Here is a 25852-nt window from a genome sequence, read left to right as displayed (position 1 = left end):
CATGGCACACCTCTGGCGCGGAGTCCTCCGCGAGTACGCCGACCGCCTCGGCGTGACCGACGCCTCCACGGTGGTCACCCTCGGCGAGGGCGGCACCCCGCTCATCCCCGCACCGGCGCTGTCGCACCGCACCGGTGCCGAGGTCTGGGTCAAGTTCGAGGGCATGAACCCGACCGGATCGTTCAAGGACCGCGGTATGACGGTGGCGCTCTCGCGCGCGGTCGAGCACGGGGCCAAGGCCGTCATCTGCGCCTCCACGGGCAACACCTCGGCATCGGCCGCCGCCTACGCCGCGCACGCCGGCATCACCGCGGCCGTCCTCGTGCCCGAGGGCAAGATCGCGATGGGCAAGCTCAGCCAGGCCGTGGCGCACGGCGGCAAGCTCATCCAGATCCGCGGCAACTTCGACGACTGCCTGGAGATCGCTCGCGAGCTCGCCGCGAACTACCCGGTGCACCTCGTGAACTCGGTCAACCCGGACCGCATCGACGGTCAGAAGACGGCAGCCTACGAAGTCGTCTCCCAACTGGGCGACGCCCCCGATTTCCACATCGTCCCCGTGGGCAACGCGGGCAACTACACCGCCTACACGCGCGGCTACACCGAGGAGGCCGAACGCGGCGTCTCGACCAAGGTGCCCCGGATGTTCGGACTCCAGGCAGCCGGCTCCGCTCCGCTCGTGCGCGGCGAGGTCGTCAAGAACCCCGAGACGGTGGCCAGCGCCATCCGCATCGGCAATCCCGCGTCCTGGCAGTTCGCCCTCGAGGCGCGCGACGCCACGGACGGCTGGTTCGGCGCCATCGAGGACGACCGCATCCTCGCCGCGCAGAAGCTGCTGAGCGAGACGGTCGGCGTCTTCGTCGAGCCCGCTTCCGCGATCTCCGTCGCGGGGCTGCTCGACCGGGCCGAGGCCGGAGTGATCCCCGCGGGTGCCCGTGTCGTGCTCACCGTCACCGGTCACGGGCTCAAGGACCCGCAGTGGGCCTTGCGCGACGCATCCGGCGGCGAGGTCGCCCCCACCGTCGTCGACAACTCCGTGTCGGAGGTCGCCTCGGTGCTGGAGCTCGCCCCGCAGGGCTCTCAATGACGGTCGCCGTGGGCCGCGCGGTGACAGTGCGCGTGCCCGCCACGAGCGCCAACCTCGGCCCCGGCTTCGACACGCTCGGACTGGCGCTGAGCGTCTACGACGAGCTCGAGGTCGAAGCCCTCGAGCCGGGCCTGCTGGAGATCGAGGTCGACGGGGCCGGCGCCGACCAGGTTCCGCGCGACGCGTCGCACCTCGTCGTGCGCGCCATCGCGTACGCCTTCGCGGATGCGGGTCTGCCCATGCCGGGCCTCCGGCTGCGCGCGCGCAACGTCATCCCGCACGGCCGGGGGATGGGCTCCTCCGGTGCCGCCGTCGTCTCCGGGCTCTTGGCCGCCAAGGGGCTGCTCGAGGGGGAGGTGGATCTCGACGCCGATACGCTGCTGCGGCTCGCCACGGAGCTCGAGGGTCACCCCGACAACGTCGCGCCCGCCCTCTTCGGCGGTCTCACGATCGCGTGGGTCGACGAGAACGGTCCGCAGCACAAGAAGCTGCTCGTGCACCGTGGTGTCTCCCCGATCGTCTTCGTGCCCGAGTTCACGATGTCGACCTCGGTCGCGCGCGGCCTGCAGCCCGATCAGTTCTCGCGCGCGGATGCGGTCTTCAACGTCTCGCGCTCGGCGCTGTTGATCGCGGCGCTGACGCAGAGCCCCGAACTGCTCATGGCCGCCACCGAGGACAAGCTGCACCAGAGCTATCGCGCGGCGGCGATGCCGGAGACCGACCGCCTCGTCCAGGCGCTGCGCCGGGAGGGGTTCGCGGCGGTCGTCTCCGGGGCGGGGCCCTCCGTCCTCGTGCTCGCCGACGGTCCCGGACGTCGTCTGGAAGCGGCGCAGCTGGTCGCCTCGCACGCGGACACTCCGTGGGAGGCGCTCATGCTCGCGGTCGACTTCAAGGGTGGTACAGTGAGGGACAACGCGGAGGGTGCCACGTCACTGACGTGAATCTGGCCTCCGTCGCAATCTGCGAACCGGCCGCGTGACCCCTGCACTCATACCCGTGACACATCCCCGCGATGCCGTCGCGCGTATCCCGAGCATGCGCTGGGTGTAGACGAATGCCTGTCTGTTGGGCCTTCTGTGCGGTCACGCGCTGACACACGTTTCATCAAGGGAGTACTCGTGGAGTCCATCTCCGAGATCCAGTCCACCGACGCCAACGTCGACGACAACGTCGCCGAGGCCGTCCCCGCAACCGAGGCTCCGGCCGCCGACGCGCCTGCGGCCGAGGCTCCGGCCGTCGAGGCCCCGGCGAAGGCGCCGCGCAAGCGCGCGCCCCGTCGAGCCAAGAGCGCCGAGGCCCCCGCCGCGGACGCTGCTGCGGGCGAGGCCACCGACCAGGCGCCCGCCGCATCCGAGGCTCCGGCCGCCGAGGCAACCGCCGACGCCGCCCCCGCCGCGGAGGACGCAGTCGCGGCCGAAGAGGCGCCCGTCACGAAGGCTCCGGCCAAGAAGGCCCCGCGCCGGGCACGCAAGTCTGCAGCCGCTCCGGAAGAGGCGCCGGCCGAGACCGCTGAGGTCGCTGCCGAGCCGGCAGCGCCGGAAGCCGCTGCCGTCGATGCCGCGTCGACGGATGCGGCATCGGTCGAGTCCGAGACCGCGCCCGCCGAGGCAGCCGACGCGGCGCCCGCTGCCGATGCCTCCGGTGAGAAGGCCTCCGAAGCCTCCGGCGAGGAGAACGCCGACGGCGAGCAGAGCGGCCGCAGCCGCAGCCGCAGCCGCAGCCGCAACCGCAACCGTCGCGAGAACGCTCAGGGCGCAGCCGGCCAGAACGGCCAGGGCAGCCAGCAGAACCAGGGCCAGAATGCCGCCCCCGCCGCCGAGGACGACGAGCAGCAGTCCGGCCGGGGCCGCCAGCGCAACAAGCGCCGCGGCCAGGGGCAGGGCGACGAGTTCGAGACCGAGATCGGCGAGGACGACGTCCTCATCCCGATCGCGGGCGTGCTCGATGTGCTCGACAACTACGCGTTCGTGCGCACGACCGGCTACCTGCCGGGCGCGAGCGACGTGTACGTCTCGCTCGGCCAGGTCAAGAAGTACAACCTCCGCAAGGGCGACGCCGTCGTCGGCGCGATCAAGCAGCCCCGTGAGGGCGAGCAGTCGGGCCGTCAGAAGTACAACGCGCTCGTCAAGGTCGACGCGATCAACGGCCTTTCCGTCGAGGATGCGGCCGAGCGCGTCGAGTTCGGCAAGCTCACCCCGCTCTACCCGCAGGAGCGTCTGCGCCTGGAGACCGCTCCCGAGAAGCTGACGCAGCGCATCATCGATCTCGTCGCTCCCATCGGCAAGGGTCAGCGCGGCCTCATCGTCGCACCGCCCAAGGCCGGCAAGACGATCGTGCTGCAGCAGATCGCCAACGCGATCGCGCACAACAACCCCGAGGTCCACCTCATGGTCGTGCTCGTCGACGAGCGCCCCGAAGAGGTCACCGACATGCAGCGCACGGTGAAGGGCGAGGTCATCGCCTCCACCTTCGACCGTCCCGCCGAAGACCACACCACGGTCGCCGAGCTCGCCATCGAGCGCGCCAAGCGCCTCGTGGAGCTCGGTCGCGACGTCGTCGTGCTGCTCGACTCGATCACCCGCCTCGGTCGCGCGTACAACGTGTCGGCGCCGACGAGCGGTCGTGTGCTCTCCGGCGGTGTCGACGCCGCCGCCCTCTACCCGCCCAAGCGCTTCTTCGGCGCCGCGCGCAACATCGAGAACGGCGGCTCGCTGACGATCCTCGCGACCGCGCTGGTCGAGACCGGTTCCAAGATGGACGACGTCATCTTCGAGGAGTTCAAGGGCACCGGCAACAGCGAGCTGCGTCTGAGCCGTCAGCTCGCCGACAAGCGCATCTTCCCCGCGGTCGACGTCAACGCGTCGAGCACGCGTCGCGAAGAGATGCTCCTGTCGGCCGACGAGGTCAAGATCACCTGGAAGCTCCGGCGCGCGCTGGCGGGTCTCGACCCGCAGCAGGCCCTCGAGGTCGTGCTCGGCAAGCTCAAGGAGACCTCGTCGAACGTCGAGTTCCTCGTGCAGATGCAGAAGTCCATCCCGGCTCCGGCCTCGGGCGGACATTCGCACGGTCACGAGAACAACATCCGCTGACCCTGTCGGCCGTGTCCGATTCCGGCATGTTCGAGTCCGTTCGCGGGCTCCTCGACGAGCACAAGGCGGTCCAGGAGGAGCTCTCCGACCCCGCCGTGCACGCCGACGCGGCCCGCGCGAAGCGGGTGAACCGACGCTACGCCGAGCTCTCCCGCATCGTGCACGCGTACGAGGCGTGGCAGGGGGCCGCGGACGACCTCGCAGCAGCGCGTGAACTCGCGGGCGAGGATGCGGCGTTCGCCGATGAGGTTCCCGCGCTCGAGGAGCAGCGCGACGCCGCCCAGGAGCGGCTGCGGCGCCTGCTCATCCCGCGCGACCCCGACGACGCGCGTGACGTGATCATGGAGATCAAGGCCGGCGAGGGCGGCGCCGAGAGCGCGCTGTTCGCGGCGGACCTGCTGCGCATGTACGTGCAGTACGCGGCGTCTCAGGGGTGGAAGACCGAACTGCTCGAGCGCAACGAATCCGACCTGGGCGGCTACAAGGACGTCCAGGTGGCGATCAAGGGCTCCAGCACCGACCCCGCCGCCGGTGTGTGGGCCCACCTCAAGTACGAGGGCGGCGTTCATCGCGTGCAGCGGGTACCGGCGACCGAGTCGCAGGGCCGCATCCACACCTCCACCACCGGTGTCCTCGTCTTCCCCGAGGTCGATGAGCCGGAGGAGATCCAGATCGATCAGAACGATCTGAAGATCGACGTCTTCCGTTCGTCCGGCCCCGGCGGTCAGTCGGTCAACACCACGGACTCGGCCGTGCGCATCACCCACGTGCCCACGGGCATCGTCGTGTCGATGCAGAACGAGAAGAGCCAGCTGCAGAACCGTGAGGCGGCGATGCGCGTGCTGCGCGCCCGCCTGCTCGCCAAGCAGCAGGAGGAACGGGACGCCGCCGCATCCGACGCCCGACGCTCGCAGATCCGGGGCATGGACCGCTCCGAGCGCATCCGCACGTACAACTTCCCCGAGAACCGCATCGCCGACCACCGCACCGGCTACAAGGCGTACAACCTCGATCAGGTCATGGACGGTGCCTTGGGGCCCATCATCGACTCCGCCATCGCCGCGGACGAAGAAGCTCGGCTGGCGGCGCTCGCGGGGGAGTGAGCGCTCTTCGTCACCAGACGGGCGGATGCGCCAGCGCGCCGCGGTGATCTTCCAGCTGCGCCGCGAGCGACAGGATGGCGGCCTCGCCGCCGGGTCTGCCCACCAGCTGGACGGACACGGGGTGTCCGGAGCTCGCAACCGTCACGGGCAGCGTCACCGCCGGCAGCCCCGCGACGTTGACGAAGCTGGAGTACGGCGCGTACTCCACCTGGAGGGCGAACGTGCGAAGCGGATCGTGTTCGTCGTACCAGCCCACCGGCCGCGGCGTCTGCGCGAGGGCGGGCATCAGGACAGCGTCGTAGGGTGCGAAGGCGGCGACGGTCTGACGCTCGAACGCCCGCGCGGCGCTCAATGCCTCCAGCGCCTCGATGCCCGACAGCGCGCGTCCCTGCTGCACGAGCCACGCGGTCAGGGGTTCGACGAGGTCCATGTCCGTGTCGGAGAGGGGGATGCGCGCGGCGCTGACCCGCCACAGCCGGCGGAACATGTCCGGATATCCGCGTGGGTGCCAGGTCGCGTCCTCGACCTCGTGCCCGTCGCCGGCGAGCCAGGATGCGGCTCGCGCGACCGCCTCGCGAGCGTCGGGATCCAGGCGGATGTCCTCGTCGTCGTCCCACGGGGACACGGTGGTGACGCCGATCCGGGCGGGCTGCGGCATCCGTCGCAGGGCATCGGTGGTGCTGCCCGGTCCGGGCGCCGCGGTCGCGTAGGGGTAGGGGGCGAGCCCGATCAGGGTGTCGAACAGGTAGGCGGCATCGGTGACACTGCGTGCGAGCGGTCCGGTCACGGCGAGCTGGTCGGGGGAGTCCAGCCCCGAGCCGATGGGCAGGCGTCCCCGCGACGGCTTGAGCCCCACGACGCCGACGGTCGCGGCGGGGATGCGGATCGAGCCGCCGCCGTCCGAACCCACGGCCGCCGGGAGCAGGCCCGCCGCGACCGCGACCGCCGCGCCGCCGCTCGACCCGCCCGCGCCGTTCGCCAGATCCCAGGGATCGCGCGCCGGTGACCCGGTCCGCGGCTCCGTGTAGCCGGTGAGGCCGAACTCGCTCGTCGCGGTCTTGCCCACGTTCACGACGCCCGCGGCATCGAGGGCGAGCGCCAACGGATCGGACACGGCCGGGACGTGATCCGCGCGGGCGCGCGAGCCGTATCGCGTGGGGAGGCCCGCCCGCGCGACCAGATCCTTGTCGGCATGGGGGATGCCGTACAGGGGGCCTGGCGCCGTCCCCCGCGGGAGCCGCTGCGCGCGCTCGAGCGCGGCGTCAGCGGTGACCGCGGCGAACGCGCCCAGCTCCGCCCGTGCCGCGATGCGCGCCAGGTAATGCCGCGTGACCTGAACCGGATCCAGATCGCCGTCGCGCAGCATCCGCGCCAGCTCGACGAGGGACGACTCGTGCAGCTCGCTCATCCTCCGAGCGTACGGCGCCGCGACATGTGCACGACCGGCGGTGCGGGAGTGTCCCGTTGGGGCGGATGCGGCGGCGTCGCTCGATCGGGCCGTGCAGACGTCGCGGCTAGATCGAGTACTCGGGCGCGGCGAGCAGTGCGCGGGTGTCCTCGTTGCGTCCGCGGGGGCGAACCTTCGCGGGCACGCCGACCAGCACGCTGTCGGCGGGGGCGTCCCGCGTGACCACCGCGTTGGCTCCGACGACGCTGTGCGCGCCGATGTGCACCGGCCCCAGGATCTTGGCGCCGGCGCCGACCGCGACACCGTTGCCGAGCGTCGGGTGCCGCTTACCGCCTTCGCGCTGGCGGCCGCCGAGGGTGACGCCGTGGTAAAGCATGACGTCGTCGCCGACCTCCGCTGTCTCACCGATGACGACGCCCATGCCGTGATCGATGAAGAAGCGGCGCCCGATCCGAGCACCGGGGTGGATCTCGATGCCCGTGAGCCATCGCGTCACCTGCGAGCCCGCCCGCGCGACGAAGCGCAGGCCTCGACGCCACAGCGCGTGCCAGACGCGATGCGCCCAGATCGCGTGGAGTCCCGGGTACAGCAGGGCGATCTCCACCCCGCCGCGAGCGGCCGGGTCCCGCATCCGGGCGGCGGCGATGTCCTCCCGGATGCGGCGAATCACGGCGACCGGCATCAGTCCTCGCGCAGGTCTTCGAACAGCGCGGTCGTGAGGTACCGCTCGCCCGCCGACGGGATGATCACGACGATGTTCTTGCCCGCGGCCTCGGGACGCGCGGCGATCTGGAGGGCCGCCCAGATCGCGGCGCCGCTGGACATGCCCACGAGCACGCCGTCCTTGGCCGCGGTCTCCCGCGCGACGCGGATCGCGTCGTCGAACTCGACGTCGATGACCTCGTCGATGATGTCGCGGTTGAGGATGGCGGGGACGAAGTTCGGCCCGATGCCCTGGATCTTGTGCGGTCCCGGGTGTCCCTTGGTCAGGATGGGGGAGTCGGCGGGCTCGACGGCGACGATCTTCACGCCCGGCACGCGCTCCTTCAGCACTTCGCCGACACCCGTGATCGTGCCGCCCGTGCCGATGCCCGCGACGAAGTAGTCGACCTTGCCGTCGGTGTCGCGCAGGATCTCCTCGGCCGTGGTGCGGCGGTGGATGGCGGGATTCGCCTCGTTCTCGAACTGACGGGCCCAGACGGCGCCAGGCGTCTCGGCGACGATGCGCTTGGCCTCGTCGACCGCGAACGACATGCCCTTCGTCGGGTCGGTGAGCACGAGCTCGGCACCGAAAGCCCTGAGCAGGATGCGCCGCTCCTTCGACATCGACGCGGGCATGGTGAGGATGACGCGGTACCCGCGGGCGGCTCCCACCATCGCGAGGGCGATGCCGGTGTTGCCGCTCGTGGACTCCACGATCGTGCCGCCGGGCTTCAGCTCGCCGGACGCCTCTGCGGCATCGACGATGGCGATGCCGAGGCGGTCCTTCACGCTGGAGGCGGGGTTGTAGAACTCGAGCTTGGCCAGGACGACGCCGTCGACGCCCTCCGTCACGCGGTTCAGACGCACGAGAGGCGTCTCGCCGAACGCGGAGGTGATGTCGGAGTGGATGCCGGGCATGACGCGACCTTTCGAGTCGGGGACGAGGTGCGCCCAGCCTAGGGGAGCAATCCCGGCGGAGGCCGAGTATGACGCAGCGGGTAGGCTGGGCGGGCTCATGTGCCCTCCCACGCCCTCTGATCAGCACGTCCACGCGTCCGCGATCTCGCGGATCGACGTCGTCCTCGGCGACGTCTCGGCGCGCTTCGCACGCGCCGGAATCGTCGACCCGCGCGTCGACGCGGAGCTGCTTGTGGCCCACGTGCTGGGGATCGGTCGCGGCGAGGTGCAGGCTGCCGCGATCCGCGCGGCCGAGCTCGACGTCGACGCGCTCGATCGCCTCATGCGCCTCGTGGAGCGCCGCGCGGCACGTGAGCCGCTGCAGCATCTGACCGGCCTCGCCCCGTTCCGGCATCTGGAGCTCGCCGTGGGGCCCGGCGTGTTCGTGCCGCGCCCCGAGACCGAGATGGTCGCGCAGCTGGCCATCGACGCATTGCGCGCCAGCGCCTCGCCGGAGCCGGTCGCCGTCGATCTGGGAACCGGCTCGGGAGCGATCGCCCTGGCGATGGCGACCGAGGTTCCTCACGCGCGCGTCCACGCCGCGGAGAACTCCGTCGACGCCTTCATCTGGGCGAAGGAGAACTTCGGACGCGTGAACGCCCCGAACGCCCGGCTCGTGTTCGCCGATCTCGCCGACGCGTTCGGGGATCTCGATCAGAGCGTCTCGGTTCTCGTGTCCAACCCGCCGTACGTCCCCGCGGAGGCTGTTCCGCGCGACCCGGAGGTTCGTCTCTACGATCCGCCACAGGCGCTGTACGGCGGCGAGGACGGCCTCGACGTCGTGCGCGTCCTCGCGCGTGTCGGCCTCCGCCTGCTGCATCCCGGGGGCACGATCATCATCGAGCACGCCGAGGTGCAGGGAGCGTCCGTGCGCGAGGTGCTCACCGCGGCGGGGTGGCGGGCGGCCGCCACACATCCCGACCTCACACTCCGTGACCGGGCCACCACCGCGACCCGACCCTGATCCTCTGACGCGAACGCCGCTCCGTTCCCCGGTCAGCGGCCGCCTCGCACTTAGAATGGAGCCGACATGTCCCCTCTCTACGACTGCCGCGACGAGTCGCAGCTTCTGGCCGGTATGCGCGGGGCCCGCCAGGCGATCGCGCGCGGCGAGCTCGTCGTCATGCCCACCGACACGGTCTACGGTGTCGCCGCCGACGCGTTCAGCCCCTCCGCGGTCGCGGCACTGCTCGCGGCGAAGGGCCGTGGGCGCCAGCAGCCGCCGCCGGTGCTCGTCGCGGGCCTGTCGACCGTGCGTGCGCTCGTGAGCGACCTGCCTGAGCCCGTCGAACGGCTCGTGGAGGCGCATTGGCCGGGCGGGCTCACCGTCGTCCTGCCCGCTCAGCCCTCGTTGTCCTGGGATCTGGGGGAGACTCGCGGCACGGTCGCCGTGCGGATGCCGGCGCACCGGATCGCACTGGAGCTCCTCGAGGAGACCGGCCCGCTCGCCGTCTCGAGCGCCAACCTCACCGGCAAGCCCGCCGCGATCGACGCGCACACCGCGTTCGACATGCTCGGCGACAGCGTCTCCGTGTACCTCGACGACGGTGCGAGCGATCGCGGAGTGCCCTCGACGATCATCGACGCGACGCCGCTCGCGTTCGGCGGCACGGGACACGCCCGCATCCTCCGCTACGGCGCGGTCGACCGCTCCGAGATCCTGGCGATCCTGGGCGACCGGCTCGAGCCGGAGCCGGATGAGGGCGCGGGCGACTCCGCGTGACGCAGTACCTGCTGATCGCCCTCGTCACGGCGCTCATCACGGCGGCGCTGTCGTGGATGGTCTGGCGTGTCGCCATCCGGTACAAGCTCCACCCGGCGATCCGTGAACGCGATGTCCACACCCGCCCGACTCCGCGTCTGGGCGGGATCGCGATGTTCCTCGGCGTCGTCGCGGCTTTCGCTATCTCCTCCACGAACCCGTTCTTCGCGATCTTCTGGACGAACCCGTGGCCGACGTTGTCGATCCTCGCCGCGACTCTGCTGATCGTTCTGGTCGGCATCGCCGACGACCTCTGGGATCTCGACTGGATGATCAAGCTGGGCGCCCAGTTCGTCGCCGCGGGCATCGTCGCGTGGTTCGGCAACATTCAGATCTACGCGCTGCCGATCGGCGGGGTCACCGTCGGCTCGAGCTGGATGAGCATCGTGCTCACGGTCTTCTCGATCGTGATCGTGATGAACGCGGTGAACTTCATCGACGGGCTGGATGGTCTCGTGGCGGGCGTGTGTCTGATCGCCAACGGGATCTTCTTCGTCTACGCGTACGTCCTCACCCGCGACATCGGTTCGAACAACTACTTCAACCTCTCCTCGTTCATCGCCGTGGTCCTCGTCGGCGCGTGCGCGGGCTTCCTGCCCTTCAACTGGCACCGCGCGAAGATGTTCATGGGGGATTCGGGAGCCCTGATGCTGGGATTGCTCATGGCGACCTCCGCCGTGTCGATCACGGGCAACCTCTCCCCGGCCGCGCTCGATCCCGATCAGCTCGGTCGCTCGCAGCTGCTGGGTGCGTTCATCCCGATCCTGCTTCCGATCGCCGTCGTCATCCTTCCGCTGCTGGACTTCGGATCCGCCGTGTTCCGCCGGATGCGGGCGGGCAAGTCGCCGTTCTCGCCCGATCGCAAGCATCTGCACCACCGGATGCTCGACATGGGGCACTCCGACCGCGATGCCGTGCTCATCTTCTACGCGTGGACGGCGATCATCGGGATCACCTTCCTGCTGATGTACATCGCCACTCGCGAGGACTGGTTCGGCCAGTACTGGATCGGTGTCGCCTTCGGCGTGGTCGGCGTCGCCGCCTGCCTCGTCGTCACCTTCCTCCCCGCCCGCCGTTCGAGATCCACCACCGCCCCCGACGAGATCGCCGAGGAAACACCATGAGCGCCCCCACACCCGTCTCCAGCACTCCCTTCCTGCGCACCGCCCTGCTGTGGTTCGCCGCCGTGATCGGCGTGCTGCTGGTCGCCGGAGCCGTCGGAGGTCTGCTCGTCGCCGGCGCCGAGGGCCTCGTCAGCGCGCTCGTGGGCGTGCTGATCTCCGCCGTGTTCCTCGGAATCACCGCCGGCAGCATCCTCATCGCCAACCGGTGGTTCGGCGACCCGCTGTACGTGCCCATCTTCTTCGGCATCGTCCTGGGCGGCTGGATCCTCAAGCTCGTCGTGTTCGTGCTCGTCATGCTCGCGCTGCGCGGAGCGGCATGGATCGTGCCGGGCGTCTTCTTCGTGGCCCTCGTCGTGAGCGTCATCGCCTCGCTCGTGGTCGACGTCGTCGTGCTCATGCGCCGCCGGCTGCCCCACGTGTCGGACACCACGCTGCCCACCGACCCCGAAGAGGGGGAGCGCACCGACGACGTCCGCCCGACGGGGTCGGTGTGACTTCCAACCCTGGGAGTTTGATAGGCTGTTCCGGCACCCGACCACGAGCGCCAGAGTGCCCGAGCGCGGTGTACATCATCCATCGTCGCAACGGTTTAGACCGGTGCCCCGAAGTTGGAGCAAGCGCTGTTTAGTCAAGCTGCGACCCTGATCGTTTCCGCCGAGGAATCCGGCGCCGAGTTCCATGCGCCCTCTATCTGGGAGTTCTTCCCGGATGCGATCCTCTTCGAGGGAACTCCGTTCGCGATCACGCGGATCAACCTGATCCAGATCCTGGCGACCGTCGTGCTCGTCGTGCTGTTCCTCGTCGGTACGCGACGGATGCGACTGGTCCCCACCCGCTTCCAGAGCGTCGTGGAGATGGGGCTGGACTTCGTCCGGGTCAACATCGCGCACGACCTGTTGGGGCGCAAAGACGGCAATCGCTTCCTGCCGATTCTCACGACCATCTTCTTCATGGTCCTGTTCATGAACATCACGGGCATCATCCCCGGTCTGAACATCGCCGGTACCAGCGTCATCGCGGTTCCGCTGCTGCTCGCGGTCGTCGCCTACGTGACGTTCATCTACGCGGGTGTGAAGAAGAGCCCGGGCAAGTTCTTCAAGAACTCGCTGATGCCCTCCGGCGTGCCGTGGCCGCTGTACATCATCATCATCCCGCTCGAGTTCCTCTCGACCTTCATCATCCGGCCGGTGACGCTCACCCTGCGTCTGCTGATGAACATGATCGTCGGACACCTCATGCTGGTGCTGTTCTTCGCCGCGACGCAGTTCTTCGTCTTCGGGCTCAGCGGATTCTGGACGCTGCTCGGTGCCGGAACGCTCGCCTTCGGCTTCGCCTTCACCCTCTTCGAGATCCTGGTGGCCTTCCTCCAGGCATACGTCTTCACCATCCTGACTGCGGTCTACATCCAGCTCGCCGTCGCTGAAGAGCACTGATCGGGACGGCACCCGCCGCCCACAACGAAAGGAAACATCCGTGGACGCAACTACGGTTCTCGCCCAGGTGACCGGATCTGTCGCGACGATCGGCTACGGCCTCGCCGCCATCGGCCCCGCGATCGGCGTGGGCATCGTCGTCGGCAAGACGATCGAGGGCGTCGCTCGCCAGCCCGAGCTCGCCGGCCGCCTGCAGGTCCTCATGTTCATCGGTATCGCCTTCACCGAGGCGCTCGCCTTCATCGGTATCGCGACCGGCTTCATCTTCGGCGCCTGAGCCCCATCGACCAAAGTAAGGAGACAGGATGCTGAACGCTCTTGTCGCCCGCGCCGCCGAGGAAGGTGGCGCGGCAGCCCCGAGCCCCCTCATCCCTGCGGTGTACGACATCGTCTGGTCGGCGGTGTGCTTCGTCGTCATCCTGTTCGTCTTCTGGCGCGTCGTGCTTCCTCGGATGCAGGAGCTCCTCGACAAGCGGGCCGCCGCGATCGAGGGCAACATCGCCAAGGCCGACGAGGCACAGCGTCAGGCCGAGGCCGCGCTGGAGGAGTACACCGCTCAGCTCGCCGAGGCGCGCAAGGAGGCCGGTGAGATCCGTGAGGTCGCCCGTGAGGACGGCAAGAAGATCGTCGCCGAGGCACGCGAGGCCGCGTCGACGGAGGCAGCCCGGGTCAGCGCCCAGGCGCGCGCCCAGATCGAGGCCGAGCGCCAGACCGCCCTGGTCACGCTGCGCGCCGAGGTCGGCACGCTCGCTCTCGATCTCGCCGGCGGCGTCATCGGAGAGAAGCTGAGCGACGACAAGTCGGCTCAGGGCGTCGTCGACCGCTTCCTCGCTGAGCTCGAGGCCTCTGAGAAGGCGGCCAAGTAATGGGAAGCGCCACCACGCAAGCCCTCGCGGCGACCAACGCCGCTCTGGGTGACGCATCCGGTGTGGATCTCGAGGTCGCGGGGGAGCTGTTCCAGGCCGCCCGCGTCCTCGGCTCCTCTCCTGCCCTCGCGGGTGCGGTGTCCGATTCCGCTGCGGCCGCCGACGCGCGCCGCAAGGTCATCGCGGACGTGTTCGGTCCGAGGTTCTCCTCGGTCACCGTGCAGCTGCTGGAGGCCGTGGTGGTGCAGCGCTGGTCTTCCGCCGACGAGCTCGTCGACGGTGTCGAAGAACTCGCCGTGCGCGCCGCCTCCGTCGCGGCATCCGACGCCGACCTCGAGGGAGAGCTGTTCGCCTTCTCCCGCACGGTCGCCGAGAACCCCGAGCTCGAGCTCGCACTCGGCTCGCGCATGGGTGACAACGCCGCCAAGGGTGCGCTCGTCGAGAAGCTCCTCGACGGCCGCGCGAGTGCGGCGACGGTTCTGGTGGTGTCGGGTATCGTGCAGCAGCCGCGCGAGCGTCGTGTCCGCCAGGCGCTCGCGGGTGCCCTGTCATTGGTCGCGGCGCAGCGCGGCCGAGTCGTGGCCACCGTGACGGTGGCGGCGCCGCTCAGCGACGCGCAGAGCGACCGCCTGCGCGGCACCCTGTCGGCACGCTACGGCGCCGATGTGTCGCTGAGCACGGTCATCGACCCGTCGATCGTCGGCGGACTGCGCGTGCAGATCGCCGACGACGTCATCGACGCGAGCGTCTCCGCGCGCCTCGCCGACCTCCGTCAGCGGCTCGCCGGCTGACAAGACTTCCCGCCGCACCGGCGGAGACTTCGGGGCCGAGGCCCCATGAACCGAAGGAAGACAATGGCAGACATCTCCATCAGCCCCGACGTCATCCGTGACGCCCTGAAGGACTTCGTCGCAGCATACGAGCCGACCGGCGCCGCGACGGCAGAGGTCGGGTCCGTCATCGACGCCGGTGACGGCATCGCGCACGTCGAAGGCCTCCCCGGCCTCATGGCCAACGAGCTCGTCGTGTTCGAAGACGGCACGCAGGGCCTCGCGCTGAACCTCGACGAGAAAGAAGCCGGTGTGGTCGTCCTGGGCGACTTCGCCGGCATCGAGGCCGGTCACCCGGTCACGCGCACCGGCGAGGTCCTCTCCGCGCCCGTCGGCGACGGCTTCCTCGGCCGGGTCGTCGACCCGCTCGGCAACCCGATCGACGGTCTCGGCGCCATCGAGGCCGAGGGGCGTCGCGCCCTCGAGCTGCAGGCGCCCGGCGTCATGCAGCGCAAGAGCGTGCACGAGCCGCTGCAGACCGGCATCAAAGCGATCGACGCCATGATCCCCGTCGGCCGCGGCCAGCGTCAGCTCATCATCGGCGACCGCCAGACCGGCAAGACGGCCATCGCGATCGACACGATCATCAACCAGAAGGCCAACTGGGAGTCGGGCGATGTGAACAAGCAGGTGCGTTGCATCTACGTCGCCATCGGTCAGAAGGGTTCGACGATCGCCTCCGTGAAGGGCGCGCTCGAGGACGCCGGAGCGATGGAGTACACGACGATCGTCGCCGCTCCCGCCTCCGACCCCGCCGGCTTCAAGTACCTCGCTCCCTACACCGGCTCGGCCATCGGCCAGCACTGGATGTACGGCGGCAAGCACGTCCTGATCATCTTCGATGACCTGTCGAAGCAGGCCGAGGCCTACCGTGCCGTCTCGCTGCTGCTGCGCCGCCCGCCGGGCCGCGAGGCATACCCGGGCGACGTCTTCTACCTGCACTCGCGGCTGCTCGAGCGTTGCGCCAAGCTGAGCGATGAGCTCGGGGCGGGATCGATGACGGGCCTTCCCATCATCGAGACGAAGGCCAACGACGTGTCGGCCTACATCCCGACCAACGTGATCTCGATCACCGACGGCCAGATCTTCCTGCAGTCCGACCTGTTCAACGCCAACCAGCGTCCCGCAGTCGACGTGGGTATCTCGGTCTCGCGTGTCGGTGGTGACGCCCAGGTCAAGTCGATCAAGAAGGTCTCGGGCACGCTGAAGCTGGAGCTCGCGCAGTACCGCTCCCTCGAGGCGTTCGCGATGTTCGCGTCCGACCTGGATGCGGCCTCGCGTCGTCAGCTCGAGCGCGGCGCTCGTCTGACCGAGCTGCTGAAGCAGCCGCAGTACTCGCCGTACCCGGTGGAGGAGCAGGTCGTCTCGATCTGGGCCGGCACCAACGGCAAGCTCGATCAGATCGCGGTCGAGGACGTGCTGAAGTTCGAGCGTGAGCTGCTGGACCACCTGCGTCGCAACACGCAGATCCTCGACACCCTCCGCGACACCAACGTGCTCGACGACGCGACCGTCGCCGAGCTCGAGAAGGTCACTGACGAGTTCATCCTGGAATTCACCTCCGGCGGCGCCAAGGCCATCGGTGCCCCCGGCAACGAGCAGTTCGCTGCCGCCGAGGTCGAGGACATCAACCAGGAGAAGATCGTCAAGGGCCGTCGCGGCTGACGTACGGAACCGTAAATCATGGGCGCTCAACTCAGGGTCTACAAGCAGAAGATCGCTTCTGCTCAGACGACCAAGAAGATCACGAAGGCGATGGAGCTCATCGCGGCTTCGCGCATTCAGAAGGCGATGACGCGCGTGCGCGCGTCCTCGCCCTTCGCGCAGGCCGTGACGCGGGCCGTCTCGGCCGTCGCGACGTACTCGAACGTCGACCACCCGCTCACGCGTGAGCCCGAGGTGATCCGTCGCTCCGCCGTCGTGATCTTCTCGTCCGACCGCGGACTGGCGGGTGCGTTCAACTCGCAGATCATCCGTGCGGGCCTGGAGCAGGGCGAGCTTCTGCGCAGTGAGGGCCGCGAGCCGGTGTTCTACCTCGTCGGTCGCAAGGCGGTCGGGTTCTTCCAGTTCCGCAAGCTCGTGGCGGCCGCGGAATGGACGGGCGACACCGACACGCCGCACTTCTCGACCGCCGAGGAGATCGCGGACACGCTGCTCGAGGCCTTCCGCCGCGGTGGCGCAGCGGGCGGCGTGGACGAGATCCACCTCGTGTACAACCGCTTCGTCAGCATGATGACCCAGAGCCCGGAGACCGTGCGTCTCCTTCCGCTCGAGGTCGTCGAGGCGGCCGAGGAGACCTCGTCGTCCGCGGCGGCGGTCTATCCGCTGTACGAGTTCGAGCCGGATGCCGAGGCCGTTCTGGACTCCCTGCTCCCGGTGTACATCCAGAGCCGGGTCTTCAACGCCCTTCTGCAGTCGTCGGCGGCCAAGCACGCCGCCACGCAGAAGGCGATGAAGTCGGCCAGCGACAACGCCGACAAGCTCATCACCGACTACACCCGCCTGCGCAACAACGCGCGTCAGGCCGAGATCACGCAGCAGATCGCCGAGATCGTCGGCGGCGCCGACGCCCTGGCGTCCGGCAAGTAGAAAACGAGGAAGACACCATGACCACCACCGCAACGGCCGATCAGGCGTCCGTCGCCGTCGTCGGGCGCGTCGCGCGCGTGACCGGCCCCGTCGTCGACATCGAGTTCCCGCACGACTCGATCCCCGACATCTACAACGCGCTCAAGACCACCATCACCATCGGCGAGGAGTCGACCGAGATCACGCTCGAGGTCGCCCAGCACCTGGGTGACGACCTCGTGCGCGCGATCGCGCTGAAGCCGACGGACGGCATCGTCCGCGGCCAGGAGGTGCGCGACACCGGCGGCCCGATCACGGTTCCCGTCGGCGACGTCACCAAGGGCAAGGTCTTCAACGTGACCGGCGACATCCTCAACGCCGCCCCCGGCGAGCAGGTCGAGATCACCGAGCGGTGGGGCATCCACCGTCAGGCGCCGAGCTTCGACCAGCTCGAGTCGAAGACCGAGATGTTCGAGACCGGCATCAAGAGCATCGACCTGCTCACCCCGTACGTTCAGGGCGGCAAGATCGGCCTGTTCGGCGGTGCGGGTGTCGGCAAGACCGTCCTCATCCAGGAGATGATCCAGCGCGTCGCGCAGGATCACGGTGGTGTGTCGGTGTTCGCCGGTGTCGGTGAGCGCACCCGTGAGGGCAACGACCTCATCGGTGAGATGGAGGAGGCGGGCGTCTTCGACAAGACCGCCCTCGTCTTCGGCCAGATGGACGAGCCGCCGGGGACGCGTCTTCGCGTCGCGCTGTCGGCTCTGACGATGGCGGAGTACTTCCGCGACGTCCAGAAGCAGGACGTGCTGCTGTTCATCGACAACATCTTCCGCTTCACGCAGGCCGGTTCCGAGGTCTCCACGCTTCTGGGTCGTATGCCCTCGGCCGTGGGGTACCAGCCGAACCTCGCCGACGAGATGGGTGTGCTCCAGGAGCGCATCACCTCGACGCGCGGACACTCGATCACCTCCCTGCAGGCGATCTACGTCCCCGCCGACGACTACACCGACCCGGCTCCGGCGACCACGTTCGCGCACCTCGACGCGACCACCGAGCTCTCGCGCGAGATCGCATCGAAGGGCCTGTACCCCGCGATCGACCCGCTGACCTCGACCAGCCGCATCCTGGACCCGCGCTACATCGGTGAGGACCACTACCGCGTGGCCACCTCCGTGAAGCAGATCCTTCAGAAGAACAAGGAACTGCAGGAGATCATCGCGATCCTCGGTGTCGACGAGCTCTCCGAGGAGGACAAGATCGTCGTGTCGCGTGCACGTCGCATCCAGCAGTTCCTCTCGCAGAACACCTACATGGCGAAGAAGTTCACCGGCGTCGAGGGCTCCACGGTCCCGATCAAGGAGACCATCGAGTCGTTCGACGCGATCGTCAAGGGCGAGTTCGACCACGTGGCCGAGCAGGCCTTCTTCAACGTCGGCGGTATCTCCGACGTCGAGGCCAAGTGGGCGCAGATCCAGAAGGAGAACGGCTGATCATGCCGCTCAAGGTGAGTCTGGTCTCCGCGGATGCCGAGGTCTGGTCCGGTGAGGCCGACCTGGTCATCGCGAAGACCATCGAGGGCGAGATCGGTTTCATGACCGGTCACGAGCCGGTGCTGGCGATCCTCGCCGAGGGACAGGTGCGCATCACCGAGCCCGGCGGCAACAAGATCGTCGCCAACGCGCACGACGGCTTCATCTCCGTCGAGCACGACCAGGTCACGATCGTGGCCGGCAACGCGGCACTCGTCTCCTGACCCGAATCCCGTACACACGCCGTCCGCTATCGCGGGCGGCGTGTGTCGTTCTCCTGGAGTGACCATGCTCGTGCTGCTGCCGCCATCCGAGACCAAGCGCGCCGGTGGCGCCGGTGCACCGTGGGACGCGGCGCGTCTCAGGCTGCCGCAGCTGGCGCCGCAGCGCGAAGCGGTCGTCGCGGCACTCGTGGAACTCTCGCGCGACGAGGATGCGGCCGCGAAGGTCCTCAAGCTGAGCCCGCGCCAGCGGGGCGAGGTGGCGGTCAACGCATCGTTGCGGTCATCGCCCACGATGCCGGCGGTCGACCGCTACACGGGGGTGCTGTTCGACGCCCTCGACGCTTCGTCTCTCGATGCGCGGGCCCGGCGATGGCTGGGAGAGCATGTGCTGATCCACTCAGCCCCCTTCGGGCCGGTCGGCGCCCTCGATCCGCTCCCGGCCTATCGGCTGGGGGCCGGCGCGTCCTTGCCGGGCCTCGCGCCGCTGCGCCGCCATTGGGCCGAGGCCGTGACCTCCGCTCTCGGTGAGGCCGATGCGCACTTCGTCCTGGACCTGCGGTCCGAGGCGTATGTCGCTCTCGGCCCGGTTCCGCAGGGGTGCGCGTCCGCCTACGTCCGCGTCGTCACCACGGGCGAGGACGGCGAGGTGCGGGCACTCAACCACTTCAACAAGCACGCCAAGGGAGACCTCGTCCGTCGGCTCGCGCAAGACCGCCCGCGCATCGCGTCCCGTGGCGCGTTCCTGCGCTGGGCGAAAGCGGCCCGATTCGCGGTCGCCGACGCTGAGAACGGTGAGCTACGCCTCACGGTATGAGGGTTCATCCCCAACTTCACGCAAGCCCCTGCCAGGGAACACTCAGGCTCGCTACGATGTGAGCCGCGGGACGGGTAGTTCCGCGAGGCAGTCATGCCTCTGACCCGAGAGGATTCCCCGTGAACCCTTATGCGTACGACTATGACTACGGCTATTCCGGAGCCGCGTTTCTGGGATTCTTCGCCGTCTTCTTCGGCGTCTTCCTGCTGATCGGACTCGCCGCCTATGTCGTCTCCTCGATCTTCTACAACAAGCTCTTCGAGAAGGCGGGTGTCGAGGGCAAGTGGCGGGGCTGGGTGCCCGTGTACCGCGAGATGGTGTTCGTGAAGCTCGGCGACCTCAACCCCTGGTGGCTTCTCGTGCTTTTCGGTGCGACCTTCGTGCTGAGCCTGATCCCCTACATCGGCACCTTCTTCGCCCTTCTCCCCTCGCTGGCATCGACCGTGTACGTGGTCATGGCCGCGTACCGCGTCGGACAGAAGCTGCAGAAGGAGGGCGCATGGGTCGTCCTCTACTTCTTCCTCAGCATCGTCTGGCTCGGCATCGTGGCGTACGACAAGTCGCGTTGGAACCCGCAGATCCCTCCGGCGCCGTGGAGCCGCAGCTTCCTTGCGGACAACGTCGTCTGGTCGGGCATCCCCGTGCAGCCGGGCGCTCCCGCCCCGCAGGGCGCGTACGGCGCACCCGGCGCCTACCCCCCGCCGGCCGGCTACACGCAGCCCGGTGCCTACCCGCAGCAGCCCGGCGCGTACCCGCAGCAGCCCGGCGCGTACCCGCCGCCTGCTCAGCAGCAGGGCGGATACGCCGCTCCCGGCGCCTACGCTCCGCCGCCCGCGCCGCAGCCGGGCGCCTACCCGCCGCCGGCGTACACCCCGCCGCCCGCCGGCGGCGCTCCCGCACCGAGCGACCCCGCGACCCCGCCGGCGCCGCCCACTGCACCGCCGGCCCCGCCGACGACGCCCGGATCCGACGACGCTGAGCCCCCGCGCGGCTGAGCATCTCCTCGAGCGAGCCTCCGTTCCCCGCGAACGGAGGCTCGCCGCATCCGGCCCGCCGGCTCCGATCCGCCGGGCGCAGTCGTTAGGATGTGAGGACCGCGCCGACATCGGCGTGCCCATACCCCCGATGGAAGGACACCGCGTGCCCGAGGCTGCGACCCGGCGGCGCACTGTGCCGCTGCCGCAGGGATCGATCGAGCTCGCCTGGGCGGCTCTGACGGATGTCGGACGCCGCCGTGAGATCAATCAGGACGCTGTGTTCGCCGAGTATCCGCTGTTCGTCGTCGCCGACGGCATGGGCGGGCACATCGGAGGGGAGATCGCCAGTTCCAGCACCGTGAACCGTCTCGAAGCGGTCGTCGGTTCGGGCTCCGTCACCCCGAAGACCATCGAGAAGGCGCTCGCGAAGGCCGTCAAAGACATCGCCTCGCACCCCGAAGCCACCGACGACGGCACCGGTACGACCGTGACGGGCGTGTTCCTCGAGCTCACCGGAAGCGAGCCGCACTGGGTGAGCCTGAACATCGGCGACTCCCGCGTGTACCTGCTGCGCGACGACACCCTCGTCCAGATCACGACCGACCACTCCGTCGTTCAGGAGCTGGTCGCAGCCGGCCGACTCAGCCCGGAAGAAGCCGAGCACCACCCCTACGGAAACGTGATCACGCGTGCCGTGGGGCCGAGCGACAGCGTGCGACCGGACTACATCCGGCTCGACGTGCTCGACGGCGACCGTTTCGTCGTGTGCTCGGACGGCCTGACCAAAGAACTCACGGACTACGGCATCCAGCACTTCCTGCGGGAGCACGAGGATCCGGCGGAAGCGGCAGCGGCCATGATGGACGCCGCGCTCGAGAACGGCGGGCGCGACAACGTCACCGTGATCGTCCTGAACGTCACACGCACCGACTGACTCTCCACAGAGGCTCCCTCTCCGCGTTGCATGCACCCCGGAGGGTCTGCCGCCTCCGCGGTGTCCACCGTCCCTCGACACTGAGGTGGTGTTCACTCCTCAACCCGCCGCCGCACGTGGTACTGCGTCGTCGGCGCACCTGACGCTGCCGCCGCCGGATCCGCCCCGACGTCGTCCGCCGATCCCGTGGCTGGCCTCGCTGGCCCCGGTCCTGGGGGCTCTCGTGCTCTGGCAGGTGACCGGTTACCCGGGCGTCCTGTGGTTCGCGCTGCTCGGGCCCGTGATCGCGGTCGCGGGCGTGCTGGACGCATCGCGGGCCGCCCGCCGCGATGCACGAGAGCAGAAGCGGAGCCGGAGCGCCCTCGCGCTGCGCATCCGCGAGGAGATCGACGAGCGTCACAGCCTGGAGCGCGCGGAGGCGTCACGTGCGACGCCCACTCTCGACGGCTACATCGACGAACCGGGGGAGCTGTGGCGGCCGCACCCGTCGCGCAGCGGGGTGCTCGTCGTCGGTCGCGGCGATGTCGTCAGCGACGTGAGGGTCAGCGCCGCCGACGATGAACTCTCCCGTGAGCTGATCGCGCGCGCCGGGACGCTCGCGGACGCGCCCGTGACGATTCCGCTGAGCGCGGGAATCGCCGTGCGGGGTCCGCGGGTCGTCGCGGGGGCAGTGGTCCGGGCGCTCGTGCTGCAACTGTGCTGCGCCCACCCGCCCGGTTCCCTCCGCGTCGTGGCCCAGGCGGCCGACCCGTGGATCGCCGCACTGCCCCACCGCGTCGAGTCCGGGGTGCCGTGTCACCTCGACGTCGACGCAGCGCAGGCGCGGGGTGCGGAGGAGGCGGCGGTGCTCGTCGTCGAACCGCATGAACCGACTCCGACCCGGTGCGCGGCGGTGCTCACGCTCGACGACGTCGCCCGTGGCCGCCTCGAGTACGCCGGGCGTGCCGTCGAGGTCCGCCTCGACGTGCTCTCGGCCGTTCAAGCCGCGCGACTCGCGTCCACGTTGGGCGAGCGTCACCGTGCGCTGCCCGGCAGGCGGGAGCTGCCGTCAGTCGTCGCGGCGAGCGAACTCCCGCATCCGCCGGCGGGGCGTGGTCTGGCGGTGACGATCGGCGCTGACGGGAGCGGACCGGCGATCGTCGACCTCGTCGCCGACGGTCCGCACGCCGTCGTGACCGGGATGACGGGCTCCGGCAAGAGCGAACTCCTGGTCACCTGGGTGGCCCAGCTGGCCGCGACGCGCAGCACGCGGGAGGTCACGTTCCTGCTGGCGGACTTCAAGGGAGGGACCGCGTTCGACGCGCTCGCGGCTCTGCCGCACGTCGCGGGCGTGCTCACCGACCTCGACCCGCATGCGACGCAGCGCGCGCTGGAGAGCCTGCGGGCGGAGATCCGGCACCGCGAACGCGCTCTGGCGGCGGCCGGCGCGCGCGACGTCGCCGATGCCGGCGTCGGTCTCGCACGTCTTGTGGTGGTGGTCGACGAGTTCGCAGCCCTCCTGGACGCGCACCGCGAACTCGGAACGCTGTTCGCCGATCTGGCCGCGCGTGGGCGCGCGCTCGGCATCCATCTGATCCTCGGCACGCAGCGTGCCGCGGGTGTGGTCCGGGAGTCCCTGCTGGCGAACTGTCCGCTCCGTGTGAGCCTCCGGGTCGTCGACGAGGCCGACAGCCGCTTCGTCATCGGCACCCATGCGGCCGCCGAGATCCCGGGCGATCCCGCATCCCGCGGCACAGCCTTCGTGCGGCGCGCCGGCGATGGGGAGCCGCACGCCCTGCGGGTAGCGCGGACCACCCCGGCGGATGTGGCGACGATCTGCGAACGCCGCCGCACCGAGCCTGCGCCGCGGCGACCGTGGCAGCCCCCGCTTCCGCAGCGCTGGCCCCTGTCCGAGGCGCCGGTGAGTGCCGAACGCCCCGTCGTCGGGCTCGTGGACGAACCGGACAATCAGCGTCAGCGCGCTGCGCGACTGGAGCCGGATGACGCCGGCGTCCTCGTTCTGGGCGGGCCCGGGAGCGGGCGAACCACGGCGCTCGCGGCCCTCGCCGCGCAGACTCCCGCTCGGTGGCTTCCCCGTGACCCCGAGGGGTTCTGGGATGCGCTGTGTGAGCTCGAGGGGGCTGACGACGCTCTCGTGGTGCTGGACGATCTGGATGCGGTGCTGGCTGCCCTCCCGCCCGACTACGCAGCCGCTGCTCTGGCCATGATCGAGCGGTCCTGTCGATCCGCGCGCGCCCTGGGCCGGCGCTTCGCGATCTCCACCGGGCGGGCCATGGGGCCGCTCGCGCGCATCGCCGATCTCCTTCCGAGGCGCGTGCTGCTGCGAATGCCGAGCAAGATCGACCATCTCGGTGCCGGAGGCGCGCCCGAGCTCTTCGATGCGCAGGCCCCGGCGGGCCGGGGCGCGCTCGACGGCCGTCTGATCCAGGTCCCGTGGGTGGAGCCGCCACGGCGTGAGGCGGCCGCGGAGCCGCCCCCGTACCCGGGCGGCGCGGGCGCGGTGGGCGTGGTCATCCGAGACGGGATGCAGGCGCGACGGGTCGCGGCGGCTCTCGCCACCCGAGGGTGCGACATCGTCGCGATCGCTGACGCAGACCGCGCGACCCCGGGCGCCGCGCGTGCGATCGTCGCGGACCCTGAAGCGTGGCAGCGGTCCTGGCCCGTGCTGCAGGCGGTACGCGCACGCGGTGATCTGCTCGTGGATGCGGACTGTGCAGCGGAGTACCGGATGCTCACGGGCGATCGCGCGTTGCCGCCGTTCTGCGCTCCCGGGCGGGGTCGGGCATGGCTGGTGCGCGAGGGGTCGCAGCCCGTGCGTGTGCAGCTTCCGGGCATCGATCCGGTCCGAGCGCGGCGGATCGCTTGACCGCCGATGGATCCGACCCCTAACGTCTGGGCATGACAACCACCCCCATCCACCTGCAGCGCCCGGACGGGAAGGGACTCGCGGCGGGAACGCTGGGGCTCTGGGGCTCGACCGTCATCGGGCTCGCGTCCACGGCGCCGGTGTACTCGCTCGTGGCCACGCTCGGCTTCGTCGTGCTCGCCGTGGGGGCCCAAGCGCCCATCGCCTTCATCATCGCCTTCATCCCGATGCTGTTCATCGCCTTCGCCTACCGCGAGCTGAACCGCGCGGTCCCCGACTGCGGGACGACCTTCACCTGGGGCACCAAGGCGTTCGGGCCCTGGGTGGGCTGGATGGGCGGCTGGGGCGTGGCGGTCGCGGGAATGGTGGTGCTGGCGAACCTCGCCCAGATCGCCTCGATCTACTTCTGGGCGCTGTTCGGACTCGAGTTCGAGAACAACGACTGGCGCATCCTGCTGGTCGCGGTGGCGTTCATCGCCGCGATGACCTGGGTGAGTTGGCGTGGCGTCGAGATCGGCGAACGGATCCAGAACATCCTGCTCGCGATCCAGTACCTGGCACTCGCGATCTTCGTGGTGGCCGCGCTCTGGCAGTTCTTCGCGGGCAGCGCCCCGAACCCGACGCCCTTCGACATCTCGTGGCTCAACCCCTTCGGGTTCGCCGACTGGAGCGGATTCACCGAGGCGGTGCTGCTGGCCCTGTTCATCTACTGGGGATGGGACACCTGTCTCGCCCTGAACGAGGAGACCAAGGACCCCAAGCGCACGCCGGGGCGCGCGGCGTTGCTGACCACGGTCATCCTGCTCGTGACCTACGTCTCGGTGACGATCGCGGCCATGATGTACGCGGGGCTGGGCGAGGACGGCGTGGGGCTGGGCAACGAGAGCAACGCCGACGACTTCTTCCTCGCCATCAAGGACGGACTGCTCGGCCCCTTCGGATGGGTGCTCGTCGTCGCCGTCCTCATCTCCGCCGTGTCATCGACCCAGACCACCATCCTGCCGACCGCGCGCGGCACCCTCGCGATGGGGGTCTACCGCGCGCTTCCCGCACGGTTCAAGGACGTGCACCCGGTCTATCGCACCCCGTCGTTCTCGACGCTCGTCATGGGGGTCGTCGCGGTCGTGTACTACGTGGGGATGTCGCTGATCAGCGACAACATCCTGCAGGACTCGATCCTCTCGCTCGGTCTCGCGATCGCGTTCTACTACGCCATCACCGGATATGCCTGCGTCTGGTACTTCCGGCGGGAGCTCTTCCGTTCGGCGGGTGCGTTCGTGGTCAAGGGGCTCCTCCCGCTGCTGGGCGCCCTCATGCTGACCTACGCATTCATCCAGTCGGCGATCGACATGTGGGACGTCGACTACGGCTACACGGTCCTGTTCGGAATCGGCGGCACCTTCGTCATCGGGATCGGCGCGCTCGCGGTCGGCGTCGTGCTGATGTTCGTGTGGTTCCTCTTCCCGCGTTCGAAGAGGTTCTTCCGGGGCGAGAGCCTCAACCGCGACACCGAGGTCCTCGTCCCGGATGAAGGCGACTACGGACGCTCGGTCGACGGCGGTCTGATCTGAGACAG

General features: G+C 69.7%; 24 protein-coding genes. 21 read left to right on the top strand and 3 right to left on the bottom strand.

The window, feature by feature from the left end; all coding sequences use genetic code 11:
- Position 1 precedes the first annotated feature (1 nt).
- The 4 genes from thrC (at position 2) to prfA (ending at position 5279) form a co-directional block, all read left to right on the top strand.
- Positions 2-1087 carry a threonine synthase gene (gene thrC / locus QE374_RS04535; RefSeq protein WP_274287650.1) on the top strand — a complete coding sequence of 362 codons (1086 nt, stop codon included), beginning with the start codon at positions 2-4 and terminating at the stop codon, positions 1085-1087.
- Positions 1084-2028: a homoserine kinase gene (gene thrB / locus QE374_RS04530; RefSeq protein ID WP_309732548.1), complete on the top strand. Its 945-nt coding sequence runs from the start codon at positions 1084-1086 to the stop codon at positions 2026-2028. Before thrC ends, thrB begins: the two co-directional genes overlap by 4 nt.
- Positions 2029-2205: 177 nt before the next feature.
- Entirely contained in the window at positions 2206-4176 is a 1971-nt protein-coding gene (rho, locus tag QE374_RS04525) for a transcription termination factor Rho (RefSeq protein ID WP_309732546.1), read from the top strand.
- A gap of 26 nt (positions 4177-4202) precedes the next feature.
- On the top strand, positions 4203-5279 hold the full coding sequence (prfA, locus tag QE374_RS04520; RefSeq protein ID WP_309736613.1) for a peptide chain release factor 1: 1077 nt from the start codon (positions 4203-4205) through the stop codon (positions 5277-5279).
- A gap of 10 nt (positions 5280-5289) precedes the next feature.
- On the opposite strand, the gene QE374_RS04515 is transcribed toward prfA, so the two are convergent.
- From QE374_RS04515 to cysK, 3 genes are all read right to left on the bottom strand, one after another.
- Entirely contained in the window at positions 5290-6687 is a 1398-nt protein-coding gene (locus QE374_RS04515; protein WP_309732544.1) for an amidase, read from the bottom strand.
- Between the two features lie 106 nt (positions 6688-6793).
- Positions 6794-7369 (bottom strand): serine O-acetyltransferase EpsC, encoded by a 576-nt coding sequence (gene epsC, locus QE374_RS04510; RefSeq protein WP_309732542.1) that lies wholly within the window; start codon positions 7367-7369, stop codon positions 6794-6796.
- Positions 7369-8307, bottom strand: a complete 939-nt coding sequence (gene cysK / locus QE374_RS04505; protein ID WP_309732540.1) for a cysteine synthase A — start codon at positions 8305-8307, stop codon at positions 7369-7371. Before cysK ends, epsC begins: the two co-directional genes overlap by 1 nt.
- A 97-nt stretch (positions 8308-8404) precedes the next feature.
- On the opposite strand from cysK, the gene prmC reads away from it, so the two are divergent.
- The 17 genes from prmC to QE374_RS04420 all read left to right on the top strand — a co-directional run bounded on the left by prmC (position 8405) and on the right by QE374_RS04420 (position 25847).
- Positions 8405-9310 (top strand): peptide chain release factor N(5)-glutamine methyltransferase, encoded by a 906-nt coding sequence (gene prmC / locus QE374_RS04500; RefSeq protein ID WP_309732538.1) that lies wholly within the window; start codon positions 8405-8407, stop codon positions 9308-9310.
- A 66-nt stretch (positions 9311-9376) separates the two neighbouring features.
- Positions 9377-10069, top strand: a complete 693-nt coding sequence (locus QE374_RS04495; RefSeq protein WP_309732536.1) for an L-threonylcarbamoyladenylate synthase — start codon at positions 9377-9379, stop codon at positions 10067-10069.
- Entirely contained in the window at positions 10066-11232 is a 1167-nt protein-coding gene (locus QE374_RS04490; protein ID WP_309732535.1) for an MraY family glycosyltransferase, read from the top strand. The genes QE374_RS04495 and QE374_RS04490 overlap by 4 nt, the downstream gene beginning before the upstream one ends.
- Positions 11229-11726, top strand: coding sequence for a hypothetical protein (locus QE374_RS04485; RefSeq protein WP_309732533.1), 498 nt, complete (start codon positions 11229-11231; stop codon positions 11724-11726). The genes QE374_RS04490 and QE374_RS04485 overlap by 4 nt, the downstream gene beginning before the upstream one ends.
- Before the next feature lie 114 nt (positions 11727-11840).
- Positions 11841-12665 (top strand): F0F1 ATP synthase subunit A, encoded by an 825-nt coding sequence (gene atpB / locus QE374_RS04480; protein ID WP_396653320.1) that lies wholly within the window; start codon positions 11841-11843, stop codon positions 12663-12665.
- A 40-nt stretch (positions 12666-12705) separates the two neighbouring features.
- On the top strand, positions 12706-12942 hold the full coding sequence (gene atpE / locus QE374_RS04475) for a F0F1 ATP synthase subunit C (protein ID WP_137416467.1): 237 nt from the start codon (positions 12706-12708) through the stop codon (positions 12940-12942).
- A 28-nt stretch (positions 12943-12970) separates the two neighbouring features.
- Positions 12971-13531 carry a F0F1 ATP synthase subunit B gene (locus QE374_RS04470; protein ID WP_309732529.1) on the top strand — a complete coding sequence of 187 codons (561 nt, stop codon included), beginning with the start codon at positions 12971-12973 and terminating at the stop codon, positions 13529-13531.
- Positions 13531-14322 carry a F0F1 ATP synthase subunit delta gene (locus QE374_RS04465; RefSeq protein WP_309732527.1) on the top strand — a complete coding sequence of 264 codons (792 nt, stop codon included), beginning with the start codon at positions 13531-13533 and terminating at the stop codon, positions 14320-14322. The genes QE374_RS04470 and QE374_RS04465 overlap by 1 nt, the downstream gene beginning before the upstream one ends.
- A 63-nt stretch (positions 14323-14385) precedes the next feature.
- Positions 14386-16026 (top strand): F0F1 ATP synthase subunit alpha, encoded by a 1641-nt coding sequence (atpA, locus tag QE374_RS04460; RefSeq protein ID WP_309732525.1) that lies wholly within the window; start codon positions 14386-14388, stop codon positions 16024-16026.
- Between the two features lie 18 nt (positions 16027-16044).
- Positions 16045-16950 carry a F0F1 ATP synthase subunit gamma gene (locus QE374_RS04455; RefSeq protein WP_309732522.1) on the top strand — a complete coding sequence of 302 codons (906 nt, stop codon included), beginning with the start codon at positions 16045-16047 and terminating at the stop codon, positions 16948-16950.
- Positions 16951-16967: 17 nt separating this feature from the next.
- Entirely contained in the window at positions 16968-18422 is a 1455-nt protein-coding gene (gene atpD, locus QE374_RS04450) for a F0F1 ATP synthase subunit beta (protein WP_309732520.1), read from the top strand.
- Between the two features lie 2 nt (positions 18423-18424).
- Complete coding sequence (locus QE374_RS04445; protein WP_137416473.1) at positions 18425-18685, top strand: F0F1 ATP synthase subunit epsilon; 261 nt, start codon at positions 18425-18427, stop codon at positions 18683-18685.
- 64 nt (positions 18686-18749) lie between these two features.
- The gene (locus tag QE374_RS04440) at positions 18750-19499 is read left to right on the top strand and encodes a peroxide stress protein YaaA (protein ID WP_309732517.1); all 750 of its coding nucleotides are present in this window, start codon (positions 18750-18752) and stop codon (positions 19497-19499) included.
- Between the two features lie 119 nt (positions 19500-19618).
- On the top strand, positions 19619-20494 hold the full coding sequence (locus QE374_RS04435; RefSeq protein WP_309732515.1) for a DUF5684 domain-containing protein: 876 nt from the start codon (positions 19619-19621) through the stop codon (positions 20492-20494).
- Between the two features lie 145 nt (positions 20495-20639).
- Positions 20640-21410, top strand: a complete 771-nt coding sequence (locus QE374_RS04430) for a protein phosphatase 2C domain-containing protein (protein ID WP_309732513.1) — start codon at positions 20640-20642, stop codon at positions 21408-21410.
- A gap of 88 nt (positions 21411-21498) precedes the next feature.
- The gene (locus QE374_RS04425; protein ID WP_309732511.1) at positions 21499-24276 is read left to right on the top strand and encodes an FtsK/SpoIIIE domain-containing protein; all 2778 of its coding nucleotides are present in this window, start codon (positions 21499-21501) and stop codon (positions 24274-24276) included.
- Positions 24277-24308: 32 nt separating this feature from the next.
- Positions 24309-25847, top strand: a complete 1539-nt coding sequence (locus QE374_RS04420) for an APC family permease (protein WP_309732509.1) — start codon at positions 24309-24311, stop codon at positions 25845-25847.
- The last annotated feature ends 5 nt before the right edge of the window (positions 25848-25852 follow it).

Source organism: Microbacterium sp. SORGH_AS_0428, from assembly GCF_031453615.1.
Classification (GTDB): domain Bacteria; phylum Actinomycetota; class Actinomycetes; order Actinomycetales; family Microbacteriaceae; genus Microbacterium.
The sequence above is the reverse complement of the archived record's forward strand: the minus strand, read 5'-3'. Positions and strand labels throughout refer to the sequence as shown.

Excerpts from the sequence above, each read along its gene's own strand:
- QE374_RS04465 (WP_309732527.1), top strand. The coding sequence starts at position 13,531 with ATGGGAAGCGCCACCACGCAAGCCCTCGCGGCGACCAACGCCGCTCTG.
- prmC (WP_309732538.1), top strand. The coding sequence starts at position 8,405 with ATGTGCCCTCCCACGCCCTCTGATCAGCACGTCCACGCGTCCGCGATC.
- thrB (WP_309732548.1), top strand. The coding sequence starts at position 1,084 with ATGACGGTCGCCGTGGGCCGCGCGGTGACAGTGCGCGTGCCCGCCACG.
- thrC (WP_274287650.1), top strand. The coding sequence starts at position 2 with ATGGCACACCTCTGGCGCGGAGTCCTCCGCGAGTACGCCGACCGCCTC.
- QE374_RS04470 (WP_309732529.1), top strand. The coding sequence starts at position 12,971 with ATGCTGAACGCTCTTGTCGCCCGCGCCGCCGAGGAAGGTGGCGCGGCA.
- QE374_RS04515 (WP_309732544.1), bottom strand. The coding sequence starts at position 6,687 with ATGAGCGAGCTGCACGAGTCGTCCCTCGTCGAGCTGGCGCGGATGCTG.
- QE374_RS04455 (WP_309732522.1), top strand. The coding sequence starts at position 16,045 with ATGGGCGCTCAACTCAGGGTCTACAAGCAGAAGATCGCTTCTGCTCAG.
- QE374_RS04485 (WP_309732533.1), top strand. The coding sequence starts at position 11,229 with ATGAGCGCCCCCACACCCGTCTCCAGCACTCCCTTCCTGCGCACCGCC.
- QE374_RS04440 (WP_309732517.1), top strand. The coding sequence starts at position 18,750 with ATGCTCGTGCTGCTGCCGCCATCCGAGACCAAGCGCGCCGGTGGCGCC.
- prfA (WP_309736613.1), top strand. The coding sequence starts at position 4,203 with ATGTTCGAGTCCGTTCGCGGGCTCCTCGACGAGCACAAGGCGGTCCAG.
- QE374_RS04445 (WP_137416473.1), top strand. The coding sequence starts at position 18,425 with ATGCCGCTCAAGGTGAGTCTGGTCTCCGCGGATGCCGAGGTCTGGTCC.
- QE374_RS04420 (WP_309732509.1), top strand. The coding sequence starts at position 24,309 with ATGACAACCACCCCCATCCACCTGCAGCGCCCGGACGGGAAGGGACTC.
- atpD (WP_309732520.1), top strand. The coding sequence starts at position 16,968 with ATGACCACCACCGCAACGGCCGATCAGGCGTCCGTCGCCGTCGTCGGG.
- atpA (WP_309732525.1), top strand. The coding sequence starts at position 14,386 with ATGGCAGACATCTCCATCAGCCCCGACGTCATCCGTGACGCCCTGAAG.
- QE374_RS04495 (WP_309732536.1), top strand. The coding sequence starts at position 9,377 with ATGTCCCCTCTCTACGACTGCCGCGACGAGTCGCAGCTTCTGGCCGGT.
- cysK (WP_309732540.1), bottom strand. The coding sequence starts at position 8,307 with ATGCCCGGCATCCACTCCGACATCACCTCCGCGTTCGGCGAGACGCCT.
- epsC (WP_309732542.1), bottom strand. The coding sequence starts at position 7,369 with ATGCCGGTCGCCGTGATTCGCCGCATCCGGGAGGACATCGCCGCCGCC.